This window comes from Streptomyces sp. ICC4, assembly GCF_003287915.1.
GTDB lineage: Bacteria > Actinomycetota > Actinomycetes > Streptomycetales > Streptomycetaceae > Streptomyces > Streptomyces tritrimontium.
Window position 1 is genome coordinate 3364824 of sequence record NZ_CP030286.1, and the last position, 22379, is coordinate 3387202.

The following is a 22379-nucleotide window of genomic DNA, read 5'->3' on the forward strand; positions in this document are numbered from 1 at the left end:
GCGCGTGCCGTTCCGGCGATCAGGTCCCGCCGTTCCTCGCAAGGCATTCCCTGGCCGGGAGTGCGCTGCGCGGTCACGGTTACTTGGCCTCGGCCTTCAGGATCTCGGCGAGCTCCTCGTCGGACTCGCGGCCCGGCGTGGGGAGGTTCCACTTGGTGATCGCGAACCGGAAGACGAAGTAGTAGAGCGCCGCGAAGCAGAGTCCGATGCCGGCCAGGCCCCACGGGTTGGACGCGATGCCGAGGTTGAGGAAGAAGTCGATCGCGCCGGCCGAGAAGCCGAAGCCGTCCTTCATTCCGAGGGCCCAGGTCAGCGCCATCGAGACGCCGGTCAGGACCGCGTGGATCGCGTAGAGCACCGGGGCGATGAACATGAAGGTGAACTCGATCGGCTCGGTGATGCCCGTGACGAAGGCGGTGAGCGCGAGGGAGAACATCATGCCGCCGACGACCTTGCGGCGCTCGGGGCGCGCGCAGTGGACGATCGCGAGGCAGGCCGCCGGGAGGGCGAACATCATGATCGGGAAGAAGCCGGTCATGAACTGTCCGGCGGTGGGGTCGCCGGCGAGGAAGCGGGCGATGTCGCCGTGCTTGCCGTCGAACTCGCCCGCCTGGTACCAGGGGAAGGAGTTCACGAGGTGGTGCATGCCGACGGGGATCAGCGCACGGTTGACGACACCGAAGATGCCCGCGCCGACCGAGCCGGAGTTGACCAGCCACTCACCGAGGCCGTGGATGCCCCGGCCGAGCACCGGCCAGATCAGGCCCATGACGATGCCGATGACCAGGCCCGCGAAGGAGGACAGGATCGGGACGAGGCGGCGACCGCCGAAGAAGCCCGCCCAGTCGGGCAGCTTGGTCCGGTAGAACTTCTGGTACAGCAGGGCGGTGACGATGCCCATCACCACACCGCCGAGGACGCCGGCGTTGACCGGGGCGTTGACCAGGGCGACCTGGTGGTCGACGACCTTCTCGATCTGCGGCACGTTGCCGTCGGTGAAGGTGCCGAGCACGTTCGAGAAGACCACGTAGCCGGCGACGGCCGCGAGGCCGGTGGAGCCGTCGGACTTCTTGGCGAAGCCGACCGCGATGCCGACGGCGAACAGCAGGGCCAGGTTGTTGAAGACCGCGTTGCCGCCGGCCGCCATGTACTTGGCTATCTCGTTGCACCAGCCCGGCAGCGACTCGCTGCCCAGCATGTCGCCGTTGCCGAAGCGCATCAGCAGCGCGGCGGCCGGCAGTACGGCGATCGGCAGCATGAGGCTGCGGCCGAGGCGCTGCATGACCGCCATCACCGGGGAGCTCTTCTTGGCAGACGGGGCCGTCTGCTCGGCTGTACTCACGTGCTTCCTCCAGCGGAAACGGGGTGTGTTGCCAGGGCAGGCAGCGCTTGTGTGGGCTGGGCAACAGCGTGGGGAATTGCGCTATTTGAAGCGCGATGTTCCAGTTGTAACACGGTTAAAAACGTATAAACCCACAGCCGGACGGACTGTGGACCTAAGCCCTGGAGGGTGGGGTCGAAGGCCCCTCGCAACGCGTGCCTTCCGGCGTTGTCAGCGGGTCCGGGTACCTTGCGGGCATGGGGGAACCGAAGATCATCAGCGGGGACGCGAGCAGTCCGCAGGCCAAGGGTCCGAAGATCATCGCGCACGTCTGCAACGACCTCGGGGGCTGGGGGAAGGGCTTCGTCCTCGCGCTCTCCAAGCGCTGGAGCGAGCCGGAGGCCGAGTTCCGGGCCTGGCACCGGGGCCGGTCCGGGAACGACTTCGGCCTCGGCGCCGTGCAGCTCGTGCGGGTCCGCCCGGACACCTGGGTCGCGAACATGGTGGGCCAGCACGGCATCCGCACCGGCAGCGGCGGCCCGCCCATCCGCTACGAGGCGCTCGAGCGCTGCCTCGCCGCACTGGCCGGCCACGCCACGGAGCTGGGGGCCTCGGTGCACATGCCCCGCATCGGCTGCGGCCTCGCGGGCGGCAAGTGGTCACGCGTCGAGCCGCTGGTACTGGAGCAGCTGTGCGCGAAGGGCGTGGCCGTCACGGTGTACGACTTCGACTGAGGGCGCGGGCGGGCGGGCCCGCCCGCGGGCGTCAGCGCTCGATGATCACCAGCGGGATCTCGCGGGGCGCGGCCGCCGCCTGGTGGTCCTCGTAGGCGGGCCACAGGGCGGTCATGACCTCCCAGTACATCTCCCGCTCCTCCGCGGTCGCCGTCCGCGCGCGGGCCTGCGCGGTCAGGGCGCCGACCTGGACGCGGACCTCGGGGCGGGCGCAGAGGTCGCGGTACCAGGCGGGGAGGCCCCCGGGGCCCTCCGCGGCCGTGGCCAGCACGATGTGGCGCGCGCCGTCCCTCCCGTAGATCAGCGGGGTGCGCACGGCCCGGCCGGAGATCCGGTCCACGGTGGTCAGCAGCAGCGTGGGGACACCGCGCCACAGGTGCCCGTCGGCGCCGGAGGTGTCGACGTAGGCGCGCACGTGCGCCAGGGGCAGGCCGGGCGGGGGGTCGGCCGGGTGGTCCCAGTCGACGGCGGCGGCGGGGCTGTCGGTCGTCTGCATCGTGCGTCGTCCTTCGGGTCGGCCCCCCGGGCGGCTAACGAGCGTCCACCGATGGTGGATGCGGTCCGCGCGCCCCGCGCGGCGACGGGGCGGGGCGCCGCTCGGCCGAGCCGCTCCCCGCCCCGCCCTTCGCACGGTCTCCGGGGCTTCGCCCCGCACCCCGGTCCGGCTACGGGAGGTAGCGTTCGAGGGCCTTCGCGCCTTCCTTCTCGATCAGGAGGCGCGCCTTCTCGACCCGCTCCGGGGTCGGCTCCTGGCCGCGCGCCATCACGAGGTCCTCGGGGTCGTACGGGCGCTCCGAGCCTGTGTACAGATGGGCCGGACGCTTGGGCTGCTGGTCCGCTTCACTGGCCATCGCGTACCTCCTCCTGGGTTCCCCCTGGCCCCATCCTCCGGCCGCGCCCCCATGAACGCACGTCGGCCCGCAGGGGCCGGGCCGGGGCCGGGGCCGGGGCCGGGGCCGGGGCCGGGTGGGCCTCAGGCGCTGCTGACCGCCAGTACCGCGGTCAGGGCGACGACCGCGCCGCAGATGCTGAGGTTGACGGTCTTGTGCTCCCAGAACACCGCGACGAACTCGCGGATCGTCGCGCTCGGCCAGAAGTACTTCGCCGTCGGCGAGCCCAGGACCTGGCCGTTCACCCCGGCCTTGCGGGCCATCATCGCGGCACGGAAGGCGTGGAAGTTGTTGGTGACCACCACGCAGCGGTAGGACGGGTCCCCGGTCAGCATGATCTCGCGGCTGAAGAGGAGGTTCTCCTCCGTCGTGCGGGAGCGGTCCTCCAGCCGGAGGTGGTCCTGCGGCACGCCCTGCGCGATCAGCCAGTCGGCCATCGCCCGCGCCTCCGCGAGCTTCTCGTCCGTCCCCTTGCCGCCCGAGGTGAGCAGCAGCGGCACCCGGCCGCCCCGCGCGATCTGGGCGTCGTGGATCTCCTTGCCCTTGCGCAGCCGCGAGGCCAGCAGCGGCGGGACCCGGTCGCCGCCGATCAGGCCGGAGCCGAGCATCACCACGTAGTCGACGTCCCCGCGCACCTTGATCCGGCCGTAGAGGAAGGCGTAGGCGAGGAAGCAGAGGAAGAGGAAGGAGACGTACCCGGCGAGGAAGACCACGCCCCCCACCACCGCGTCCCAGATCCGGGAGCCCTGGCTGCCCAGGGTCAGGACGAACGCGATCAGGGCGAAGATCCCCACCCCCGCCGTGAAGGAGAGCAGGTTGGCCGGCCGGCGGCCCTCCTTGCGGACCATCGTCAGGCCGTTGCCGATCAGGAAGAGGCCCAGGGCGACCGTGCCGAGGGCCGGGACGAGGAAGACCAGCGCGACGATGAGCGCGCCGAGCCCGTGGGGCAGGACCGGGACCAGGGTGAGCAGGCCGACCGAGGCGAATATGAAGGTGAGGCCCAGGTAGACCGCGTTGCGGAAGCGCCGCCGGTCCTCCCGGACGCTGACGCCGAAGAGGACGAGGAAAAGGGCGGCGGGGACAAAGGCGAACATGTCGCCATCGTAGGCGGCCGGGTCGAACGGCAGGCCGGTTTCCTCCGGGTCCTCCGGGTCCGCCGTGACCCGGCAGGCCTTTCCGTACCGCGGCCCCTAGCGGCCGCGGTACGGCGTGCGGCGGACGGACCGCCCGGCCAGGACGTCCGTCCTGCGCCCGTCCCGCATCACGAACCGCCCGTCGATCAGCACGTGCGGGATCCCGGTCGGCAGGGCGCGCGGCCGCTCGTACGTCGACCCGGCCGCGACCGTCAGCGGATCGAACAGGACCAGGTCCGCGCGGTTGCCCTCCGTGACGGTCCCGCGGTCGGGCAGGCGCAGCCGGGCCGCCGGGCGGCCCGACAGGTGGGCCACGCACTCCTCCAGGGACAGGACGCCCAGCTCGCGCACGTAGTGCCCGAGGTAGTGCGGGAAGGTGCCGTAGGCCCGCGGGTGCGGTTTCGCACCCTGCAGGATGCCGTCCGAGCCGCCCGTGTGCACCGGGTGGCGCATGATCGCCCGGACGTTCTCCTCGTGCCCGACGTGCTGCAGGATGCTCGGGCCCAGCCGGTCGCCCAGCAGCAGCCGCCGGGCGGTGCCCCAGTCGCGGACGCGCGTGCCGACGTGGGACCCGAAGGCCGGATCGGTGGTCCCGGCGATCTCGATCGTGGACCAGTCGACGGGCACGCCGTGACAGCCGTCGGAGCCCTCCACCTCCAGCGCGCGCCGGATCCGCTCGGCCTCGGCGTCGTCGCGCAGCCGCGCGAGGACCGCCTCGGGTCCGCCCTCGTTCGCCCAGCCGGGCAGGAGGGCGACCAGGGTGGTGCAGCCGGGGGTGTACGGGTAGCTGTCGAGGGTGATGTCGGCGCCGTCGGCCAGGGCCCGGTCCAGGAGCGCGAGCAGCTCGGGGGCGCGGCCCTCGTTCTCGCCGAAGTTCATCGTGGCGTGCGCCAGGTGCAGGGCGCAGCCGGCCCCGCGGGTCAGCTCGACCATCTCGGCGTAGGCGGCGAGCGCGCCGCGGCCGTACGAGCGGTGGTGCGGGCAGTAGTAGCCCCCGTGGTCGGCGACCACCCGGCACAGCTCGGTCAGCTCGGCGCCCGACGCGTACATGCCCGGGGTGTAGGTGAGGCCGGAGGACATGCCGACGGCGCCCTGCGCGAGGCCTTCGGCGACCAGGGCGCGCATCCGGTCCAGCTCGGCGGGGGTCGCGGGCCGGTCGCACCAGCCGACGGCGTACGCGCGGACGGTGCCCTGGGGGACCAGGTACGCGGCGTTGACGGCGATGCCCTGCGCGTCCAGGCGGTCGAGGTAGCCGCCCACGTCCCGCCAGGTGAAGTCGATGTCCTCGCCCGTGCCGTTCCAGCCGGCGATGGCGGCCCGGACCTCCGACAGGGTCCGGTCGTCGGCGGGGGCGTACGACAGGCCGTCCTGGCCGAGGACCTCCAGGGTCACCCCCTGGGCGGCCTTCGCGCTGTGGTCCGGATCGCGGAGCAGCGCCAGATCGCTGTGGGCGTGCATGTCGACGAAGCCGGGGGCCAGGACCAGCCCGTCGGCGTCGAGGGTCTGCCGCCCGCCGCCGATCCGGCCGATCCCGGCGATGCGGCCCTCGTGGATCCCCACGTCGGCGGTGTAGGAGGGCCCGCCCGTGCCGTCGACGACGCGGGCCCCGCGGATGACCAGGTCCATCGGGTTAGAAGAACGTCCGGACGTACTCGGTGACCGTGCCGTCGGCCTCCACGACCGGGATGAGCGGCCACTTCTCGAAGATCGTGCAGGGGTGGGACATGCCGAGCGCCACCCAGTCCCCGACGTTCAGGTCCTCGGCGCGGTCCGTCTCCAGCCAGGTGTGCTGGTCGGAGAGCTTGAGGACGCGCACGCCCGGGGCCGGGCGCTCGGATCCGTCGAGGGGATCGCGCACGAGCTCGACCTCGGGGAGCCCGAGGTCGTAGGCGATGTCGCGCTTGCCGGCGTTGATGAAGGCCTGGGTGGGGGAGGGGCGGGAGACGACCTGCGCCCACAGCCGGAAGGCGGGGCGCAGCCCGCCCTCCTCCGGGATCCGGTTGAAGGGGGTCAGCCGGGTGTACCAGCCGTGGTCGTGGGAGACGTACGCGCCCGAGCGCAGCAGCTTGAGCACGGGCCGGGACAGCTCCGGGAGCTCGGCGAACACGTCGGCGACCGCGTCGAACCAGGCGGAGCCGCCGGCGCTGACGACGATCTCCTCGACACCGGCGAACCGGCCCGCCTTGTCGAACTCGACGGCCAGGGAGGTGAGCCGGCCCAGGTAGGCGCGCACGGATTCCAGCTCGGCGCCGGGCACTTCGGCCTCGTACCCGGCGATGCCGACGAGGCGCAGCGTCCGCGTCCGCGCCACGGCGTCGGCGACCGCCCGGCAGTCCTCGTCGGTACGGGCCCCCGTGCGGGCGCCCTCGCCGGCGCCGAGCTCCACGACGACGTCGACGACGGCGATGGCGGGCTGGCCCTGGAGGGCGCGGTTCATCAGCTCGACCCCGCGCACGGAGTCCACGTAGCAGACGAACCGGAAGCCGGGGTCGGCGGCGAGCTCGGCGGCGACCCAGCGCAGGGCGGCGGTGTCGACGAGCTCGTTGGCGAGGAAGATGCGCTGGATGCCGAACGCGCGGTAGACGCGCGCCTGGTGGGGGACGGCGGCCGTGATGCCCCAGGCACCCGCGGCGAGCTGACGGTGGAACAGCTGCGGCGCCATGCAGGTCTTGCCGTGCGGGGCGAAGGCGAGCCCGTGGCGCTCCGCGTACGCGCCGAGGGCGGCGAGGTTGTGGCTCAGCGCGTCGGCGTCGAGGGTCAGGACGGGGGTGGTGAACCCGCCGGTGTGCAGATTGCGCTGCTGGGCGGCGAGCTGCCCGACGGTCAGGCCCGCGCGCTCGGCGTCCGGGGGGAGTCCCTTGAACCGGTGGTCGACCGGTTCCTCGGCGAGGGCCTGGACGGGGTCGCTGGGCATGTACGTGCCTCCCGGGCATCGCGGTTGTTGCGCGGACCGCAACGAGCGTTGCGTATGCCGCTGCATGCTGTCTAACATCCCGGATGACGGCGGGTCAACGGGGCCCGCGGCAGCCGCAGGACGGCACACGGAGGTACGCGGCGTGAGCCAGTCGGTGGAGCGGGCGCTGCGGATCCTGCCCGCCCTGGCCAAGGGACCGGCCGGGCTCGGTGACGTCGCCGAGGTCCTCGGCGTGCACAAGAGCACCGCGCTGCGGCTGCTGCGGACCCTGCACGAGCACGGCTTCGTCTACCGGCAGGGCGACGGGCGCTACCGGCTCGGAGCCGCCCTCTTCGCGCTGGCCGCCGAGTCCATCGAGAACCTCGACGTGCGGGACGTCGCGCATCCGCACCTCGTCGAGCTCAACCGGACCACCGGGCACACCGTCCACCTCGCGCTCCACCAGGACGACGAGGTCGTCTACATCGACAAGGTGGACAGCCGATATCCGGTGCGGATGTACTCGCGCATCGGCCGGCCCGTGCCCCTGACCGTCGCGGCGGTGGCGAAGCTGCTCATCGCCGACCTGCCGGAGGAGGAGCGCCGCGCCCTCGCGCTGCGCATCGAGTACCCGGCGTACACCGCCCGCTCCACCCCCGACGCGGCCGCGTACCTGCGCGAGCTGGACCTCGTGCGCGCGCAGGGGTGGGCCACCGACCTCGGCGGCCACGAGGAGGCGCTGAACTGCCTCGCCGCGCCCATCCGCGGACCCGGCGGACGCGTGGTCGCCGCGATGTCCGTCTCGGCCCCCGGCGTGGTCCTCTCCGCCGAGGCCCTGCTCGAACTGCTCCCGCTCGTCCGGCAGACCGCCGACACCATCGGCCGCGAGTACTCAGGCTCGGGCCCCGCACAGGAAGACCGGCCATGACCGAGAAGACCGCCGTCACCCCCGACACCCACACCGCGCCGCCCGCGAGGTTCTCGCACGGAGTGCGCAAGGGCAACATCCTCCAGGTCGCCGGACAGGTCGGCTTCCTGCCGCACGTGGACGGGCAGCCGCCCACCCCGGCCGGGCCGACGCTGCGCGAGCAGACGCTCCAGACCCTGGAGAACGTCCGCTCCGTCCTGGAGGCCGGCGGCGCGAGCTGGGACGACGTGGTGATGATCCGCGTCTACCTCACCGACACCGGCCACTTCGCCGAGATGAACGGCATCTACAACACCTACTTCGAGGAGCAGGGGCTGAAGGAGGTCCCGGCCGCCCGCACCACGGTGTACGTCGGCCTCCCCACCGGTCTGCTCGTCGAGATCGACGCCCTGGCGGTACTCGGCTAGCGGATTCCGGCGCGCCCGACTCCCGGCGGGCACCCGGCGGACCCAACTCCCGGGGGCCCCACGGGTTCCGGCGCGCCCGGCGAGCCGGACATTGGGTACCCTCGCGGTTGACTTCGGTGCGCCGGCAGCAGCCGGACCGCCGCCAGCAAGGGGATGGTTGCTCATGGGCAGTGCGCCTTCGGACGGCTTCTTCCAGCCGCTCAAGGAGGAGGACCCGGCCGTCGTGGGCGGCTACCGTCTGGCGGCGGTGCTGGGCGCGGGCGGCATGGGCAAGGTCTACCTCTCCTACACGCCGGGCGGCCGGCCCATCGCCGTCAAGGTGATCCGGTCCGAGTTCAGCGAAGACCCCGAGTTCCGGCGGCGCTTCCAGCAGGAGGTGCGGGCCGCGGAGCGGGTCCAGGGCCTCTACACGGCGCCGGTCATCGACTCGGACACCGAGGGCGACCAGCCCTGGCTGGCCACGGCCTACGTGCCCGGTCCCTCCCTCGCGCACGCCGTGGCCCGGCACGGCGCGCTGCCGCCGCGCAGCGTGCTGCTGCTGACCGTCGGGGTCGCCGAGGCCCTCCACGTCATCCACGGCGCGGGCATCGTCCACCGCGACCTGAAGCCCGCCAACGTCCTGCTCGCCTCCGACGGCCCGCGCGTCATCGACTTCGGCATCGCCCGGGCGGCCGACAGCACCGCGCTGACCAGCACCGGCGTCAGCGTCGGCACCCCGGCGTTCATGGCGCCCGAACAGGCTTCGGCGGGTACGGTCACCCCGGCCACCGACGTCTTCGCCCTCGGCCAGATCGCGGCCTTCGCCGCGATCGGGGCGTCCGTCTTCGGCGACGGGCCCTCGCACGCCGTGCTCTACCGGATCGTGCACGAGGACCCCGACCTCAGCGCCCTGCCCGAGGAGCTGCGGCCCGTGGTGACCCGCTGCCTCAGCCGCGACCCGGCCGACCGCCCGACCCTGACCGAGGTCATCGCGCTGTGCCACGAGGCCGCGGCGCAGCCGCTGCGCCAGGGCGAGGACTGGCTGCCGCGGGCGGTCGCCGGCTCCATCACCGAGCGGCTCCAACTGCCCGCCCCGGCGCCCACCCCGCCGCCGCAGCCGCCGACGGCGGCGCCGACCGCGGCGCCCGGGTACACGCCCACCGCCCTGGCCGCCGCGCCCACGCCCGCGGCCCCCACGCATGGCGCCCCCACGCATGGCGCGCCCACGCACGCGGCTCCGGCGCAGCCTCCGTACCCGCAGCCCTCGTACCCGCAGCCCTCGTACCCGCAGCCCGTCTACACGCAGCCCTCGTACCCCCAGCCCGGCTATGCGCAGCCCGCCTATACGCAGGCGCCGTACCCGCAGACCCCGTACGCGCAGCCCTCGCACCCGCCCGCGGCCGGCCGCAAGCGGACGGGGCTGATCGTCGCCGGGGCCATCGCGGCGTCGCTCGTCGGGCTCGTCGTCCTCGGGTCCCTGCTGCCGGACGGCAAGGGGGGCAAGGGCGGCGACGCGAAGGACCCCGGCGGTGCCGGTGCCGGTGCCTCGTCGGGCGCTGCCAAGCGGCCCGAGCCGCAGCCGGTCTCCTACCAGGGCATCGACGTGCCGCAGAACCACCAGCTGCTGTTCGCCGACAACCCGCCGCGCCCGGCCGAGGAGCCGACCGGCGCCGGCGTGCTCTACGGGCACGGGGACCTCTTCTACTACCGGGACACCCTCTTCGGGGACGAGAGGTTCGGCACCGCGAACGGGAAGCTCGTCCTGCTGAACAACTCGGAGAAGGGCTCCCTGGAGACCTGCCGCGCCGTGACCCGCTTCACCGAGAAGATCGGCCTCGACCAGCTCACGGACGGCTCGCAGGTCTGCGTGCTGAGCGACGCCGGCCACGTCGCGTTGGTGACCTACCGCGGCAGGTCCGGCGCGAAGGAGTCCAGCACGTACATCAAGGTGGACCTCACGATCTGGCGCAATGCCGGGGATGCGAAGAAGAACTAGGAAGAAGGACCGGGAAGCGGTTCACCGCCGGGTGAGCGTGGTCTCGGCCGTGGCGTGGGACAGCTTCTCCGGGTTGCGGACGAAGTAGAGGCCGGTGATGAGGGCGTCCGCCACGTGGACGGCGATGACTCCGTCGAACTCGCCGTCCAGGTGGACGGCCAGGGCCGGGGTGCCGTTGACCACGGTGGGGCCGAGGGCGACGACCGTGGTCCCGGCCCGGCCGGCGATGCCGGCGAAGAGGCGGGCCACGTTGTGGGCGCCGAGGACCGGCCGCAGCGCCGCGTGCTTGATGCCGCCGCCGTCGCCCATGTAGACGACCTCGGGGGCGAGCACGGCGAGGAGTCCCTGGAGGTCCCCGTTCTCGAGGGCCCGCTGGAACGACTCCAGGGCCGCCCGGGTCTCGCTCGGGGAGACCGCTCGGCGGGGGCGGCGGGCATCGACGTGCTTGCGGGCGCGGTGCGCGATCTGCCGGACGGCCGCGGGGGTCTTCTCGACGGCGGCCGCGATCTCCTCGTAGCCCAGGTCGAAGACCTCGCGCAGGACGAAGACGGCCCGCTCGGTCGGCGCGAGGGTCTCCAGGACGAGCATCATCGCCATCGACATGCTCTCGGCCAGCTCCACGTCCTCCGCCACGTCCGGCGCCGTGAGCAGCGGTTCGGGCAGCCACGGGCCCACGTAGGCCTCCTTGCGCCGGCTCATCGTCCGCAGCCGGTTCAGTGCCTGCCGGGTGGTGATCCGGACCAGGTAGGCGCGCTGGTCGCGGACGGCGGCGAGGTCCACGCCGACCCAGCGCAGCCAGGTCTCCTGGAGGACGTCCTCGGCGTCGGCCGCCGAGCCGAGCATCTCGTAGGCGACGGTGAACAGCAGGTTGCGGTGGGCGACGAAGGTCTCGGTCGCCGGATCGGGGGCCTGCGAGGGTGCGTCCACAGCCGGTTCTCTTCCGTCAGGTTCCGTCAGGCTCCGTCGGTCTTCCGCCGGTTCGGATCCGTTCATGATCGACGGACCGGCGGTGCGGCTCAAGCGGTCTGTTCGGCGGCGGCCCTGGTCCCACCCTGCCCGGCCTCCAGGCGCCGGCTCCGGTCGGCGCCTCCCGAAACCCGGTGCAAGCCGTACGCACCCGGCTTGGCGGCCTCGTCGGCCAGGTGCTTGACGGTGCCCTTGCACACGACTTCCTTGAGCTTCGCGCCCGGCCGGCCCGCGACGTGGAACCACAGCGCGGTGTCGTTGCGGTGGGCGAACTGGAAGATGCCCGCGCCCCGGCCCAGGCTGATGCACTGACCGGCGAACACCTGGTTGAGGGTCTCGGGCCGCTCTTCCGCGATCCGGCTCAGGACCGTGTCGGCGGCCCGCGCGCCCAACGGCATCGCGGCCTGGCAGCTCATCCGCAAGGCCAGGCCCGAGGGCGCCGCCGAATCGCCCGCCGCCACGATCCGTACGTCGTCCACGCTCGTCAGCGTCTCGTCCGTGAGGAGGCGGCCCAGCGCATCGGTGCTCAGCCCGCTGCGCGCCGCCAGGTCCGGTACGCCGAATCCGGCGGTCCAGATGGTGACCCGGCTGGGCAGCTCGCGGCCGTCGGCGAGCCGCACGGCGTCGGCGGTCACCGCCGTCACCTTCGTGTCGGGGCCTTCGAATACGGTCACCCCGAGCGCCGCGAGCCGCCCGGCCACCGAGCGCCGCCCCCGCGCGTGCAGGTACGGGCCGAGCACCCCGCCGCAGACCAGGGTCACGGCCCGGCCCCGCTCGGCCAGTTCGGCGGCCGTCTCGATGCCCGTCGGCCCGGCCCCGACCACGGTCACCGCGGCCGTCGCCGGGGCGGCGTCGAGGAGCGGCCGCAGCCGCTGCGCGTCCTCCAGGGTGGCGATCGGGTGGGCGAACTCGGCCGCTCCCGGCACGGACGGGTCCGCGCTGCCGCTGCCCACCGCGTAGACGAGGTGGTCGTAGCCGACCCGGCCTCCCGAGGCCAGGGTCACGCCGCGCCCGGCGGCGTCGATCCGTACGACGGAGTCGACCACCAGGTCGACCCCCTCGGCCAGGACCTTCCGGTACTCGACGACCGCGTCGTGCGACCCGGCCACGAGCTGGTGCAGGCGGATCCGCTCGACGAAGGACGCACGCGGGTTGATCAGCGTCACCGTCACGTCCTGGCGCCGGCTCAGGCGGTTGGCAGCCATCACTCCGGCGTATCCGCCGCCGATCACGACCACATCGGTGTTCTCAGCCATGGTGTCCGTCTCCTTCGTTTCGAGGGTTCGGACACCAGACACCGGCCGGACGACGGTTGTGACAGCCCGCGTGCTGCCGATCTTGTCTTCTTTCCGGCAGCCCTTCCGGCAGCCCTGGCCGGGCGAAGGGGCGCCCCCCTGGCGGTGGGGCGCCCCGGTGCTCACGCGTGGACCGCTACGGGCAGTACTGCGCCTGCTTGCCGATCGAGCGGTACATGCAGTCCGCGTTCTCCAGCAGCTGCAGCACGGCGTCCTTGTTGCGCGCCGTCTCGCGGTCGATGACCTCGTCCGGCGGGTAGAAACCGCCGCCGCCCGAGCCGGTCGGGTACATCTCGAAGGTGTAGGCGAAGATCTTCTGGTTGCCCCACAGCCAGTCGTCGATCGTCCCGTCCGTGATGTACAGGTCGCTCGACTGCTCCGGCGTGTAGCCGTTGCTGGCCGCCATGCTGGTGCCGATCTTCTTGTACACGGCCAGGTCGTCGGCGGTCAGACCGGGCGCCGTGTCGTTGTACGTCCACCCGAACGGCCACAGCACGAGCTCGCTGTAGGTGTGGAAGTCGATGGCGGCCTTGATCTGCTGCTTGCCGCCGACCACGCGGCTGCGCACGAAGTCCGAGACCACCTTGACCTCCGGCGCGGACTCCGCCGAGGCGCCCCGGTAGGTCTCGGAGCTCTTGCTGGAGCTGGAGCCGCCGCAGCAGCCCCACTTGTAGTTCCAGTTGCGGTTCTCGTCCGTGCCGACGTACGAGGAGCCGGCGTTCGGCTGCCGGTTCTTGCGCCAGGACCGGTAGGAGCCGGAGGCGATGTCGTACTCGCCGCCGTCCGGGTTCAGGTCCGGGATGATCCAGATCTCGCGGCCGTTGACCGCGTTCGTGACCCGGGAGTCGGTGCCGTACTTGGAACCGAACTCCTTGAGCAGGTAGAGGGCCATCTCGACCGTCAGGTGCTCACGGGCGTGCTGGTGCGCGGTGAAGAGCACCTCGGGCTCGGCCTCGTCCGTGGCCACGTTGTCGCTGATCTTGATCGCGAACAGGTCCCGGCCCTGGTACGACTTGCCGATCACCTGCTTGCTCATGATCGAGGGGTACTGGGCGATGCGCTGGTCGATCTCCGCGCTCGCCTCGGCGTAGTTGTGGTAGAGCGCGTCCTTCGACGGGAAGTCGTTGATCCCGGCGGCGATGTCGCGCCCGTCCGAGCGGTCCGGCGGGCCGGGCAGCGCGGTGAGCTTGTAGCCGAGTGCGCGCAGGCTCCTGGCCTGCATGGTGTCGGCGCTGACGACGACCGAGCGGGCGTCGACCTCGTCGATGGAGGCGCCGGTGCGCAGCAGGGCGGTGCGTTCGGCCGCCGTGGCCGGGCCCTGGATCTCGTACTGGACGATGGCCTCGTCCTGGGTGGCGGTCGACGGGGTGGGCGGCGGGGCTGCCGTCGCGCTCAGGCCGTAGGCGGGTGCGCCGAGCGCGAGCGCGAGAAGGGCCGCCGTGACGGCGGCCCTTCGGCGGTGGTGGAGCCGCATGCGTTCTCCTGGGTGGGAGTGTGGGGGTAGCCGTGCGGACGCGCACAGCGTGCTCTCATGGCATGTCCGGGTCAAGAGTCCACAGCTTCAATCAGCCATGGCGGCCAAAGGGCGCCGGCAGGCCACTCCCACACACCTACCTGCTACGGCAGGCCGTGGACCTTCGGACCCACCGCGTTGGACCAAGCGCTACCCGCCTTGGCGTCCCAGTTGGTCGACCAGGTCATCGCGCCGCGCAGACCCGGGTAGGTCTTGGACGGCTTGAAGTTCCCGCAGCTCGTGCCCCTGGTCAGGCAGTCCAGCGCGTTGTTCACGATGGTCGGCGAGACGTAGCCGCTGCCCGCGCCGCTCGGGGAGGCCGGGACGCCGATGCCCACCTGCGAGGGGTCGAGCCCGCCCTCGAGCTGGATGCAGGCCAGCGCGGTGAGGAAGTCCACCGAGCCCTGGTGGTACACGTTGCCGTCGCAGCCGTTCATCGAGCCGCTGTTGTAGTACTGCATGTTGACGACGGTCAGGATGTCCTTCACGGCGAGCGCCGTCTTGAAGTAGCCGCCCTGGGTCGACTGCATGTCGATGGTCTGCGGGGCCATCGTGAGGACGAACGAGGGGCCGGCCTTCGCCGCCAGCGCGCGCAGCGCCTGCGTCATGTAGGTCGGGTTCAGGCCGTTCTCCAGGTCGATGTCGATGCCGGTGAAGCCGTACTCCTGCATCAGCGCGTACGCGGAGTTCGCGAGGTTGGTCGCGGACGCCGAATCGCCCACCGAGATGGTGCCCTTCTCGCCGCCGATGGAGAGGATGACGGACTTGCCGGCCGCCTTCTTCGCGGCGATGTCCGCCTTGAACTGGGGGACCGTGTAGCCGCCGAGGCCGGCCGAGTCGAGGTTGAAGGTGATGGCGCCGGGCGTGGTCGTGGCGTCGGCGAAGGAGACGGCGATGATGTCGTACTGCGCGGACACGTCGGAGATCTTCTGGACGGTGGCGCCGTTGTTGAAGTTCTGCCAGTAGCCGGTCAGCGCGTGCTTGGGCACCGACGGGTTCGGATTGCCGCCCCCGCCGCCCGTGGTGGTGCCGGTGACGGCCGCGGCCTTCACGCTCTCGCCCGCCGCGTTGTACGCGCTCACCTGGAAGGAGTACGAGGTCGACGCGGCGAGCCCGGTGATCTGCGCGGAGGTGCCCGAGGTCACGGTCCGGACGCGGACGCCGTCCTGATACACGTAATATCCGGCGGCTCCGCTGACCGTGTTCCACGAAAGGGTGAGCCCGCTGGAGCTCTGGCCGGAAACGGCGGTTCCGGCCGGAGCGCCGGGAATGACCGGACCGGGGTCGGTGCCGCCGCCGCCGTCGGGGCCGAAGACGCTGAACTCGTCGACCACGTAGCCCGACTGGCCGTACCAGCCGTGGGTGTAGACGGTGACCTGGGTCGTGTTCGGGCCGGTGGTGAACGTGGTGGACAGCTTCTGGAAGCCGCCGCCCGTGCCGGGGGTCCAGGTGGAGACGTCCTGGGTGCCGGTCCCGGTCGCGCCGAGGTAGACGTAGGACCCGTTGACCTGCTCGCTCAGCGTGTAGGTCGAATTCGGCTTGACCGTGACGGTCTGGCTGCAGCGGGCGTTGTCCTGGCCCGCCGGCGTGGCCTTGAGGGCGGCGGCCCCGGCGAAGACGGGAGAGGAGACGATGGCGCCGCTGCCGGAGGTGCAGCTCCAGTTGGCGAGGCCGGACTCGAAGCCGCCGTTGCGGGCGACGTTGACGTCGGCGGCCTGGGCGGTGCCGGCGGCGAGGGCGGTCAGGGCGCCGGCGGTGAGGGTCACGGCGAGGGGTACGGCGAGGGAGCGTATGCGGTTCACGTGGGCTCCGGTGGGGGGAGTTGGGGGATGTGAGGTACGCGTCCGGGGCAAGTGGGGTGCCCCACCGACAAGTTGGTCTAGTCCAATGCCCCTGTCAAGGATGTTTGCAATATGGCTGGAACCGATCGGCCCGGTGCGCGTGTTCCGATCCCGGTTGTCCGGGTTTCCCGCCACCTGTCCCGCTGCCCGTGACATGTGCTCGTGGCACAGGAATGGGCAAGCCCCTGCCCTGCCAGGGGGGACGCGGATAGGGTGCTGGGGCAAGGGGGCAGAGGGTTGATCGTTTGCGGTCGCGCAGCGTGTGCGCGGCCGTGAGGGGACGTACGGCGCGTGCTCGGACCCGTCTTCGGACGGTCTGCCGGGCGGTGCGGACGTCCGCTGGGCATGGGGTGAACGGGGGGATGCGCGTGCCGACCGCCATTGCTGTCACCAGCGCCGATCTGGTGCTGCCGGCCCCTGACCGGCACACGCCGACGGCCGCCGTGCTGGCGCCGCCCGACCAGCTCGACCTCGAGGGCTCGCTCTCCCAGACGGCCGCCCTGCTGGAGCGCCACGGCCATCTCGTGGTCGTCGTCCCGCCCTGGCTCCCGGCCGCCGCCGTCCACCGGCTGCACACCGTACGGGCCATCCTGGAGACCGACCGGATCGCGCTCCTCGACATCGATCTCCCGCCGCTGGCCACCGCCCTGCTGGTACGTCAACTGCGCCAGCTCAGCGTCAGCGACTTCAGCCCCGGCGTGCTCGCCTCCGCCGCCCGGCTGCTCTCCCACTACATCTACGCGGGCGCGCTGCTCGGCTCGGTCGCCAAGCTGGACCGGGTGCCGGTCGGGCTCGGCGCGCACGCCAAGTCCTGGTCGCCGAACGCGCAGTTCGCGGTCCTGGCCAATCCGGTGGCGCACCTGGTCAAGCTGGGCTCGGGCGGTTCGCGGTCCGGGGGCCCGGGCTCCTCGAAGCCCTCGCGCTCCTCCGGGGCGCACGGCGGCGGGGGCTCCGGATCCGCTTCCGCTTCCGCTTCCGCTTCCGCGTCCGCCTCGGGCGCCCTGCCCCCGGGACCGGCGTTCGCCACCCACCTCAGCTTCGCCCGGGGCCAGCTCGCCTCCGACTGGGTGGTCTCCGACCTGGCCCCCGCCTGGCAGGTCCAGGGCGTCATGGAGAACCCGCTGCCGGCCGACTCGCCCGCCTGGTGGGCCACGCCGAAGCTGGTCGAGTTCGCCGCCGCCATCCCGGACCCGTCGGTGCTCTACCAGCTCGTCGCCTCGGTCCGCCGCGAGGAGTGCCGCTGGTGCGGCTTCGAACTCATCGGAGACCGCTGCGGCTTCTGCTCCGCCCCGCTGACGGCGCCACCGCCGCCGCCCGCCCCGGCGGCGGTGGCGCAGGCGGCCGTGGGCTCCCGATCCAGATCCAGACTTCGCTGATGACCGGCTCGACCGAACGAAGAACGCCGAGGTAGTACGTCATGAACTCACGCCAGCGCCGCGGCGTCATCCTGCTGATCCTGTCGGTCCTGTGCGCCCTCGCCGCCTTCGGCGGAGTCCTCGTGGTGATCGGCGACGTCAACTCCAAGGTCGGGGCCGAGGTCGTCGCCTACCGGGTGAAGGACGACATAGCCCCGTACAGCGCGCTGACGGCCGGGCAGTTCGAGGAGGTCACGGTCCCCAAGCGGTGGCTGTCCGAGACCGCCGTCACCGACCTCGGCCAGCTCAAGGACAAGATGGCGCTCACCGCATTGAAGAAGGGCTCGCTGCTCCAGAGCGACATGTTCGTCGCCCGGCCGCAGCTCCAGCCGGGCGAGCAGGAGATCGCCATCATGATCGACGCGTCGACGGGTGTGGCGGGCAAGATCACCCCTGGTGCCAAGGTCAACATCCTGGGCACGTTCAAGGGCAAGAAGCCGACCGACCCCGACGTGTCCGTGGTGATGGTGGCCAACGCCCGCGTCATCAACGTAGGCAAGCTCACCCCCCTCGACAAGGACAGTGACAAGAAGGGCCCGGCCGAGGCCGTCCCGATCACCTTCGCCCTGACCACCAAGGACACCCAGCGCGTGGCCTACGCCGAGTCCTTCGCGGAGCACGTACGCCTGGCCCTGGTGGCCCCCGGCACCGACTCGGCGCCCAACCCGAACGACCGCTTCTACACCCTCGAAGGGGACAGGTGAGATGCGGATGACCACCCGAATCCTCCCCGCGGTCGGTGACCCGGAAGCCGCGCGCGTCATCGCCGGCCTGCTCGGCCAGCTCCCGGGCGCCGAGCCGGCCGCGCCGGTCCCCGACTCCACGTTCCTCCTCGACATGCTGGCCAGGCTGGCCACCGAGTCGATCGACGAACTGCCCGAGGTGGTCCTCGTACACGAGCGGATCGGTCCGCTCCCCGCTCTGGAGCTGATCCGCGAGGTAGCCCTCCGCTTCCCCGGGGTCGGCGTCGTCCTGGTCACCTCGGACGCGAGCCCCGCTCTCTTCTCCGCCGCCATGGACTCGGGCGCGCGCGGCCTGGTCGGCCTCCCCCTCGCCTACGACGAACTCGCCGCCCGCGTCCAGGCCGCCGCCCAGTGGTCCGTGGGCGTACGCCGCCACCTGGGCCGGAGCCCGGACCTCCCCACCGGCCCGGGCGGGCGGGTGGTCACGGTCAGCGGGGCCAAGGGCGGAGTCGGCACCACCTTCGCGGCCGTGCAGTTCGCCCTGGCCGCAGCGGCCGCGGGCCGGCATACGGCCCTGGTCGACATGGACCTCCAGGCGGGCGACGTCGGCTCGTACCTCGACGTGCAGTTCCGGCGCTCCATCGCCGACCTCGCCGGCATCCAGGACATCTCGCCGCGCGTCCTGCAGGACGCGGTCTACGACGACCGGACGGGCCTGGCCCTCCTCCTCGCCCCGGCCGACGGCGAGCGCGGCGAGGAGGTCGACGACCGGGCTGCCCGGCACGTCATCGCCGCCCTGCGCGCCCGGTACGAGCTCGTCGTCATCGACTGCGGCACCCAGGTCACCGGCGCCAACGCGGCGGCGGTGGAGACCGCGGACGTGGCGGTGCTGGTCACCACCCCGGACGTGGTCGCGGTGCGGGCGGCGAAGCGGATGGTCCGGATGTGGGAACGGCTCCAGGTCCGCAAGGCGGAGGACACCGCGATGGTCGTCAACCGCTGGACCAAGCACACCGAGATACAGCCCGCCCTGATCCAGAAGATCACGAAGACCCGGGCCGTCCGCACCCCGGTCCCGGCCGCCTTCAAGGAACTCCAGGCGGTCGTCGACGCGGGCCGGGTCCAGGACCTGGACAACCGCTCGACGGTGAAACAGGCCCTGTGGGCGGTGGCGGGCGAACTGGGCCTGCTGGCACCACTGGAAACCCCCGAGTCCGCCGCGGCCGCGGCGGCCGCCGACCCGGGCGCCGCCCTGGAGGTACGCCCCTCCGGCCCCGTGGCCAGGCTCCGCAGCGGCGCCCGGGGCGACCGCGGCGCACTCGGCCCGTGGCCGCGCCGCGGCCGGGAGGGCTGAGCGGTGCCCGCGCGGAGACCCGTACGCGACCGGGACCGGGACCGGGGCCAGGTGGCGATCGAGTTCGTCGGCACGGTGCCGCTGATCCTGCTGCTCGTGGCGGCGGTGTGGGAGTGCGTGCTGATCGGGTACGCGTTCTCCCTGGCCGGGAACGCGGCGGACGAGGCGGCGCGGGCGGGGGCGGTGAAAGGGGGCGCGGAGTGCCGGGAGGCGGCGGGCAAGTACATCGGGAGCGCCTGGAGCATGTCCGTGGCCTGCGGTGCGTCCGGGGACGTCTACAAGGCGACCGTCACCCTCCGGATACCGGTGCTGTACCCCGGTCTCAACTTCGGCGCGATCGACGGCACGGCCGGTGCGGCGATGGAGAGGGAGGACTGACGGCATGAGACGGCGCGTTCGCTCCGACCGGGGCGACCGGGGTCAAGTGGCCCTGGAATACATCGGCTTCATCCCCATCCTGCTGTTCGTCGCGCTCTGCGGGATCCAGCTCGGCTGGGTCGCGTACGTCCACCAGCAGGCGGAGACTGCGGCGCGGACGGCGGCGCGGGTGGAGGCCCGCAACGGCTCGGGTGGCGTCGCCGCGGGCCAGGCTGCCGTACGGGGCGGTCTGGGCGCGGACATCAGCATCGTCAAGAACGCCGACACCGTCACCGCGAGCGTGACCATCGCGGTCAACTCGATCATCCCCGGCCTGGATCCCGACCCGGCGACGGCCACCGCCGTCATGCCCAACGACGACCCGAAGGGACCCTGACCATGAGCCTGCGTTCCCGGGTCAACACACCGGACGACCGCCACAGCCCGCGCGAGGACGGCCGGCTGGTCTCCTCCTACCGCGCCAAGCTGCTGGAGGAGATCGACCTCGCGGAGATGTCCGCGCTCGCGCCCGCCGAGCGCCGGGCGCGCCTGGAGCGGGTACTCGGCCACATCATCAGCCGCGAGGGCCCCGTCCTGTCCACCGCCGCGCGCGCGCAGCTGATCCGCCGCGTCGTCGACGAGGCCCTCGGCCTCGGTGTGCTCGAACCGCTCCTCGAAGACCCCACGATCTCCGAGATCATGGTCAACGGCCCCGACCAGATCTTCGTGGAACGGGCAGGCCGCGTGGAGCAGCTCCCGCTCCGCTTCGCCTCGCACGACCAACTGATGCAGACCATCGAGCGCATCGTCTCCACCGTCAACCGCCGTGTGGACGAGGCCAATCCGATGGTCGACGCGCGCCTGCCCAGCGGCGAGCGCGTCAACGTCATCATCCCGCCGCTGTCCCTGACCGGCGCGACCCTCACCATCCGCCGCTTCCCCCGGGCCTTCACCCTGCACGAGATGGTCGGCCTCGGCTCCCTGGACGAGCACATGCTCCTCCTGCTCTCCGGCCTGGTGGCGGCCAAGATGAACGTGATCGTCTCCGGCGCCACCGGCACCGGCAAGACCACCCTCCTCAACGCCCTCTCCGGCCTGATCCCGGAGGGCGAGCGCATCATCACCATCGAGGACTCCGCCGAGCTCCAGCTCCAGCAGGCCCACGTCATCCGCCTCGAATCCCGCCCGGCGAACGTGGAGGGCAAGGGCCAGATCACCATCCGCGACCTCGTCCGCAACTCCCTGCGCATGCGACCCGACCGCATCATCGTCGGCGAGGTCCGCGGCGGCGAGACGCTCGACATGCTCCAGGCGATGTCCACGGGTCACGACGGATCCCTGGCCACCGTCCACGCCAACAGCTCCGCCGACGCCCTGACCCGCCTCCAGACCCTCGCCTCCATGTCGGAGGTGGAGATCCCCTTCGAGGCGCTCCAGGACCAGATCAACAGTGCCGTCAACGTCATCGTCCAGCTCACCCGCTTCGGCGACGGCTCGCGCCGCATCACGGAGATCTCCATCCTCGAATCCCATGGCCGCGAACCGTTCCGAACCACCACCGTCTGCCGGTTCGTCCCCCAGCCGATGGGCGCGGACACCCGGGTCCACGGCTACTTCGCCTACTACCCCCTGCCGCGCCGCATCGCGGACCGCCTCTACATGAACAGCCAGCCGATCCCCCAGGCCTTCGGCGTGGCCCTGCCGGACGACGAACTCACCGCGCGGACAGTCCTGTGAACCCATATGTCTCCCTCACCCTCGCCGCCACTCTGCTGGCCTGCCTGTTCGTGGTGTGGGGCGTTCACGCCTACGCCAAGGGCCGCGCCCAGCGGGCCGCCCTCATCGACCGCCTCTCGGCGAGCGGAGCCCCCGAGCAGATCGGTCGCGTACGCCGCTTCCGCTCCTTGGACCGCCGCCTGCGGCGTACGGAGCTCGGCCGCCGCATCGAACTCAAGCTGGCGACCACCGGTCTGGACATGACCCCGGGCGAGTTCTTCGTCTACATGCTCGCCTCGGTCGCGATGCTCTGGCTGATAGCGGCTTCCTTCCTGGCCCCGTTCTTCGGCCCGCTCACCGCTGCCATCGGCCTGTGGGCGGCCAACGCCTTCCTCAACTGGCAGCGCACGCGCCGTACGGAACGCTTCATCAGCCAACTCCCCGAACTCGCCCGCATCCTGGCCAACGCCACCCAGGCCGGCCTGGCCCTGCGCACCGCCATCGGCATAGCGGCGGAAGAACTTGAAGCTCCGGCGGGCGAAGAGCTCACCCGCGTCGCCGACCGCCTCGCCATCGGCCACTCCATCGAGGAATCCCTGAGCGAGCTGACGGAGCGCCTCCCGTCGCGGGAACTGGTCGTCCTGGTCTCCACCCTCGTGCTGTCGGCGCGGGCGGGCGGCGCGATCGTAGGCAGCCTCCGCAACCTGACGGTGACGCTGGAGCAGCGGAAGGAGACGAGGCGGGAGATCCGGACGCAGCTGTCGCAGGTGACGGTGACGGCGTATCTGGTGCCGTCGATCGGGTTCGGCTCGCTGCTCCTGGTGAACGCGATGATGCCGGGCGCGCTGGACCGTATGACGGGAGCATGGATCGGCCAGGTGGCGGTGCTGGTGTCGCTCGGCCTCTTCACGCTGGGCTTCGTCCTCATCCGCCGTATGTCGAAGATCGACGTGTGAGG

The 22379-nt window shown here is 72.1% G+C and carries 21 protein-coding genes; 11 read left to right on the top strand and 10 right to left on the bottom strand.

The window, feature by feature from the left end; genetic code table 11:
* Positions 1–79 precede the first annotated feature (79 nt).
* Positions 80–1291 (bottom strand): PTS transporter subunit EIIC, encoded by a 1212-nt coding sequence (locus tag DRB89_RS15650; protein WP_112452962.1) that lies wholly within the window; start codon positions 1289–1291, stop codon positions 80–82.
* A 287-nt stretch (positions 1292–1578) separates the two neighbouring features.
* On the opposite strand from DRB89_RS15650, the gene DRB89_RS15655 reads away from it, so the two are divergent.
* Positions 1579–2055, top strand: a complete 477-nt coding sequence (locus DRB89_RS15655) for a macro domain-containing protein (RefSeq protein ID WP_112452961.1) — start codon at positions 1579–1581, stop codon at positions 2053–2055.
* Positions 2056–2086: 31 nt separating this feature from the next.
* Here the strand turns inward: DRB89_RS15655 and DRB89_RS15660 are convergent, their stop codons facing one another.
* The 5 genes from DRB89_RS15660 to DRB89_RS15680 all read right to left on the bottom strand — a co-directional run bounded on the left by DRB89_RS15660 (position 2087) and on the right by DRB89_RS15680 (position 6992).
* Entirely contained in the window at positions 2087–2551 is a 465-nt protein-coding gene (locus DRB89_RS15660) for a nitroreductase/quinone reductase family protein (RefSeq protein ID WP_112463306.1), read from the bottom strand.
* Positions 2552–2720: 169 nt separating this feature from the next.
* Complete coding sequence (locus tag DRB89_RS15665) at positions 2721–2906, bottom strand: hypothetical protein (RefSeq protein ID WP_112453091.1); 186 nt, start codon at positions 2904–2906, stop codon at positions 2721–2723.
* Between the two features lie 122 nt (positions 2907–3028).
* The gene (locus tag DRB89_RS15670) at positions 3029–4039 is read right to left on the bottom strand and encodes a YdcF family protein (RefSeq protein ID WP_112452497.1); all 1011 of its coding nucleotides are present in this window, start codon (positions 4037–4039) and stop codon (positions 3029–3031) included.
* A 96-nt stretch (positions 4040–4135) separates the two neighbouring features.
* Complete coding sequence (locus DRB89_RS15675) at positions 4136–5704, bottom strand: D-aminoacylase (RefSeq protein WP_112452496.1); 1569 nt, start codon at positions 5702–5704, stop codon at positions 4136–4138.
* A gap of 4 nt (positions 5705–5708) precedes the next feature.
* The gene (locus DRB89_RS15680; protein ID WP_112452495.1) at positions 5709–6992 is read right to left on the bottom strand and encodes an amino acid deaminase; all 1284 of its coding nucleotides are present in this window, start codon (positions 6990–6992) and stop codon (positions 5709–5711) included.
* A gap of 142 nt (positions 6993–7134) precedes the next feature.
* Here DRB89_RS15680 and DRB89_RS15685 point away from each other — a divergent pair, with 142 nt between their 5' ends.
* The 3 genes from DRB89_RS15685 (at position 7135) to DRB89_RS15695 (ending at position 10281) form a co-directional block, all read left to right on the top strand.
* On the top strand, positions 7135–7899 hold the full coding sequence (locus tag DRB89_RS15685) for an IclR family transcriptional regulator (RefSeq protein WP_112452494.1): 765 nt from the start codon (positions 7135–7137) through the stop codon (positions 7897–7899).
* Positions 7896–8306: a RidA family protein gene (locus DRB89_RS15690; RefSeq protein WP_112452493.1), complete on the top strand. Its 411-nt coding sequence runs from the start codon at positions 7896–7898 to the stop codon at positions 8304–8306. Before DRB89_RS15685 ends, DRB89_RS15690 begins: the two co-directional genes overlap by 4 nt.
* 163 nt (positions 8307–8469) lie before the next feature.
* Positions 8470–10281 (top strand): serine/threonine-protein kinase, encoded by a 1812-nt coding sequence (locus DRB89_RS15695; protein ID WP_112463307.1) that lies wholly within the window; start codon positions 8470–8472, stop codon positions 10279–10281.
* Positions 10282–10302: 21 nt separating this feature from the next.
* Here DRB89_RS15695 and DRB89_RS15700 read toward each other — a convergent pair whose 3' ends face one another.
* The 4 genes from DRB89_RS15700 to DRB89_RS15715 form a co-directional block, all read right to left on the bottom strand.
* Positions 10303–11208, bottom strand: a complete 906-nt coding sequence (locus DRB89_RS15700) for an RNA polymerase sigma-70 factor (protein WP_239516165.1) — start codon at positions 11206–11208, stop codon at positions 10303–10305.
* An 89-nt stretch (positions 11209–11297) separates the two neighbouring features.
* On the bottom strand, positions 11298–12503 hold the full coding sequence (locus tag DRB89_RS15705) for an FAD-dependent oxidoreductase (RefSeq protein ID WP_112463308.1): 1206 nt from the start codon (positions 12501–12503) through the stop codon (positions 11298–11300).
* Between the two features lie 175 nt (positions 12504–12678).
* Positions 12679–14016: a M14 family metallopeptidase gene (locus DRB89_RS15710; RefSeq protein WP_112449565.1), complete on the bottom strand. Its 1338-nt coding sequence runs from the start codon at positions 14014–14016 to the stop codon at positions 12679–12681.
* A gap of 143 nt (positions 14017–14159) precedes the next feature.
* Positions 14160–15821 (bottom strand): glycosyl hydrolase family 18 protein, encoded by a 1662-nt coding sequence (locus DRB89_RS15715; protein ID WP_343234700.1) that lies wholly within the window; start codon positions 15819–15821, stop codon positions 14160–14162.
* Positions 15822–16258: 437 nt separating this feature from the next.
* Between DRB89_RS15715 and DRB89_RS15720 the strand changes: the two genes are divergently transcribed.
* From DRB89_RS15720 to DRB89_RS15750, 7 genes are read left to right on the top strand one after another with little or no spacing between them, the layout of a single operon-like run.
* A complete protein-coding gene (locus DRB89_RS15720; protein ID WP_112449567.1) occupies positions 16259–17272 on the top strand; it encodes a hypothetical protein in 1014 nt (337 codons plus the stop codon).
* A gap of 41 nt (positions 17273–17313) precedes the next feature.
* The gene (gene cpaB, locus DRB89_RS15725; protein WP_112449568.1) at positions 17314–18015 is read left to right on the top strand and encodes a Flp pilus assembly protein CpaB; all 702 of its coding nucleotides are present in this window, start codon (positions 17314–17316) and stop codon (positions 18013–18015) included.
* A 7-nt stretch (positions 18016–18022) separates the two neighbouring features.
* Positions 18023–19348, top strand: a complete 1326-nt coding sequence (locus DRB89_RS15730; RefSeq protein ID WP_112453554.1) for an AAA family ATPase — start codon at positions 18023–18025, stop codon at positions 19346–19348.
* Between the two features lie 3 nt (positions 19349–19351).
* A complete protein-coding gene (locus tag DRB89_RS15735; protein WP_112463309.1) occupies positions 19352–19726 on the top strand; it encodes a TadE/TadG family type IV pilus assembly protein in 375 nt (124 codons plus the stop codon).
* Positions 19727–19730: 4 nt separating this feature from the next.
* On the top strand, positions 19731–20102 hold the full coding sequence (locus DRB89_RS15740) for a TadE/TadG family type IV pilus assembly protein (RefSeq protein WP_112449570.1): 372 nt from the start codon (positions 19731–19733) through the stop codon (positions 20100–20102).
* A gap of 2 nt (positions 20103–20104) precedes the next feature.
* On the top strand, positions 20105–21442 hold the full coding sequence (locus DRB89_RS15745; RefSeq protein WP_112449571.1) for a CpaF family protein: 1338 nt from the start codon (positions 20105–20107) through the stop codon (positions 21440–21442).
* A complete protein-coding gene (locus tag DRB89_RS15750) occupies positions 21439–22377 on the top strand; it encodes a type II secretion system F family protein (RefSeq protein WP_112449572.1) in 939 nt (312 codons plus the stop codon). Before DRB89_RS15745 ends, DRB89_RS15750 begins: the two co-directional genes overlap by 4 nt.
* The last annotated feature ends 2 nt before the right edge of the window (positions 22378–22379 follow it).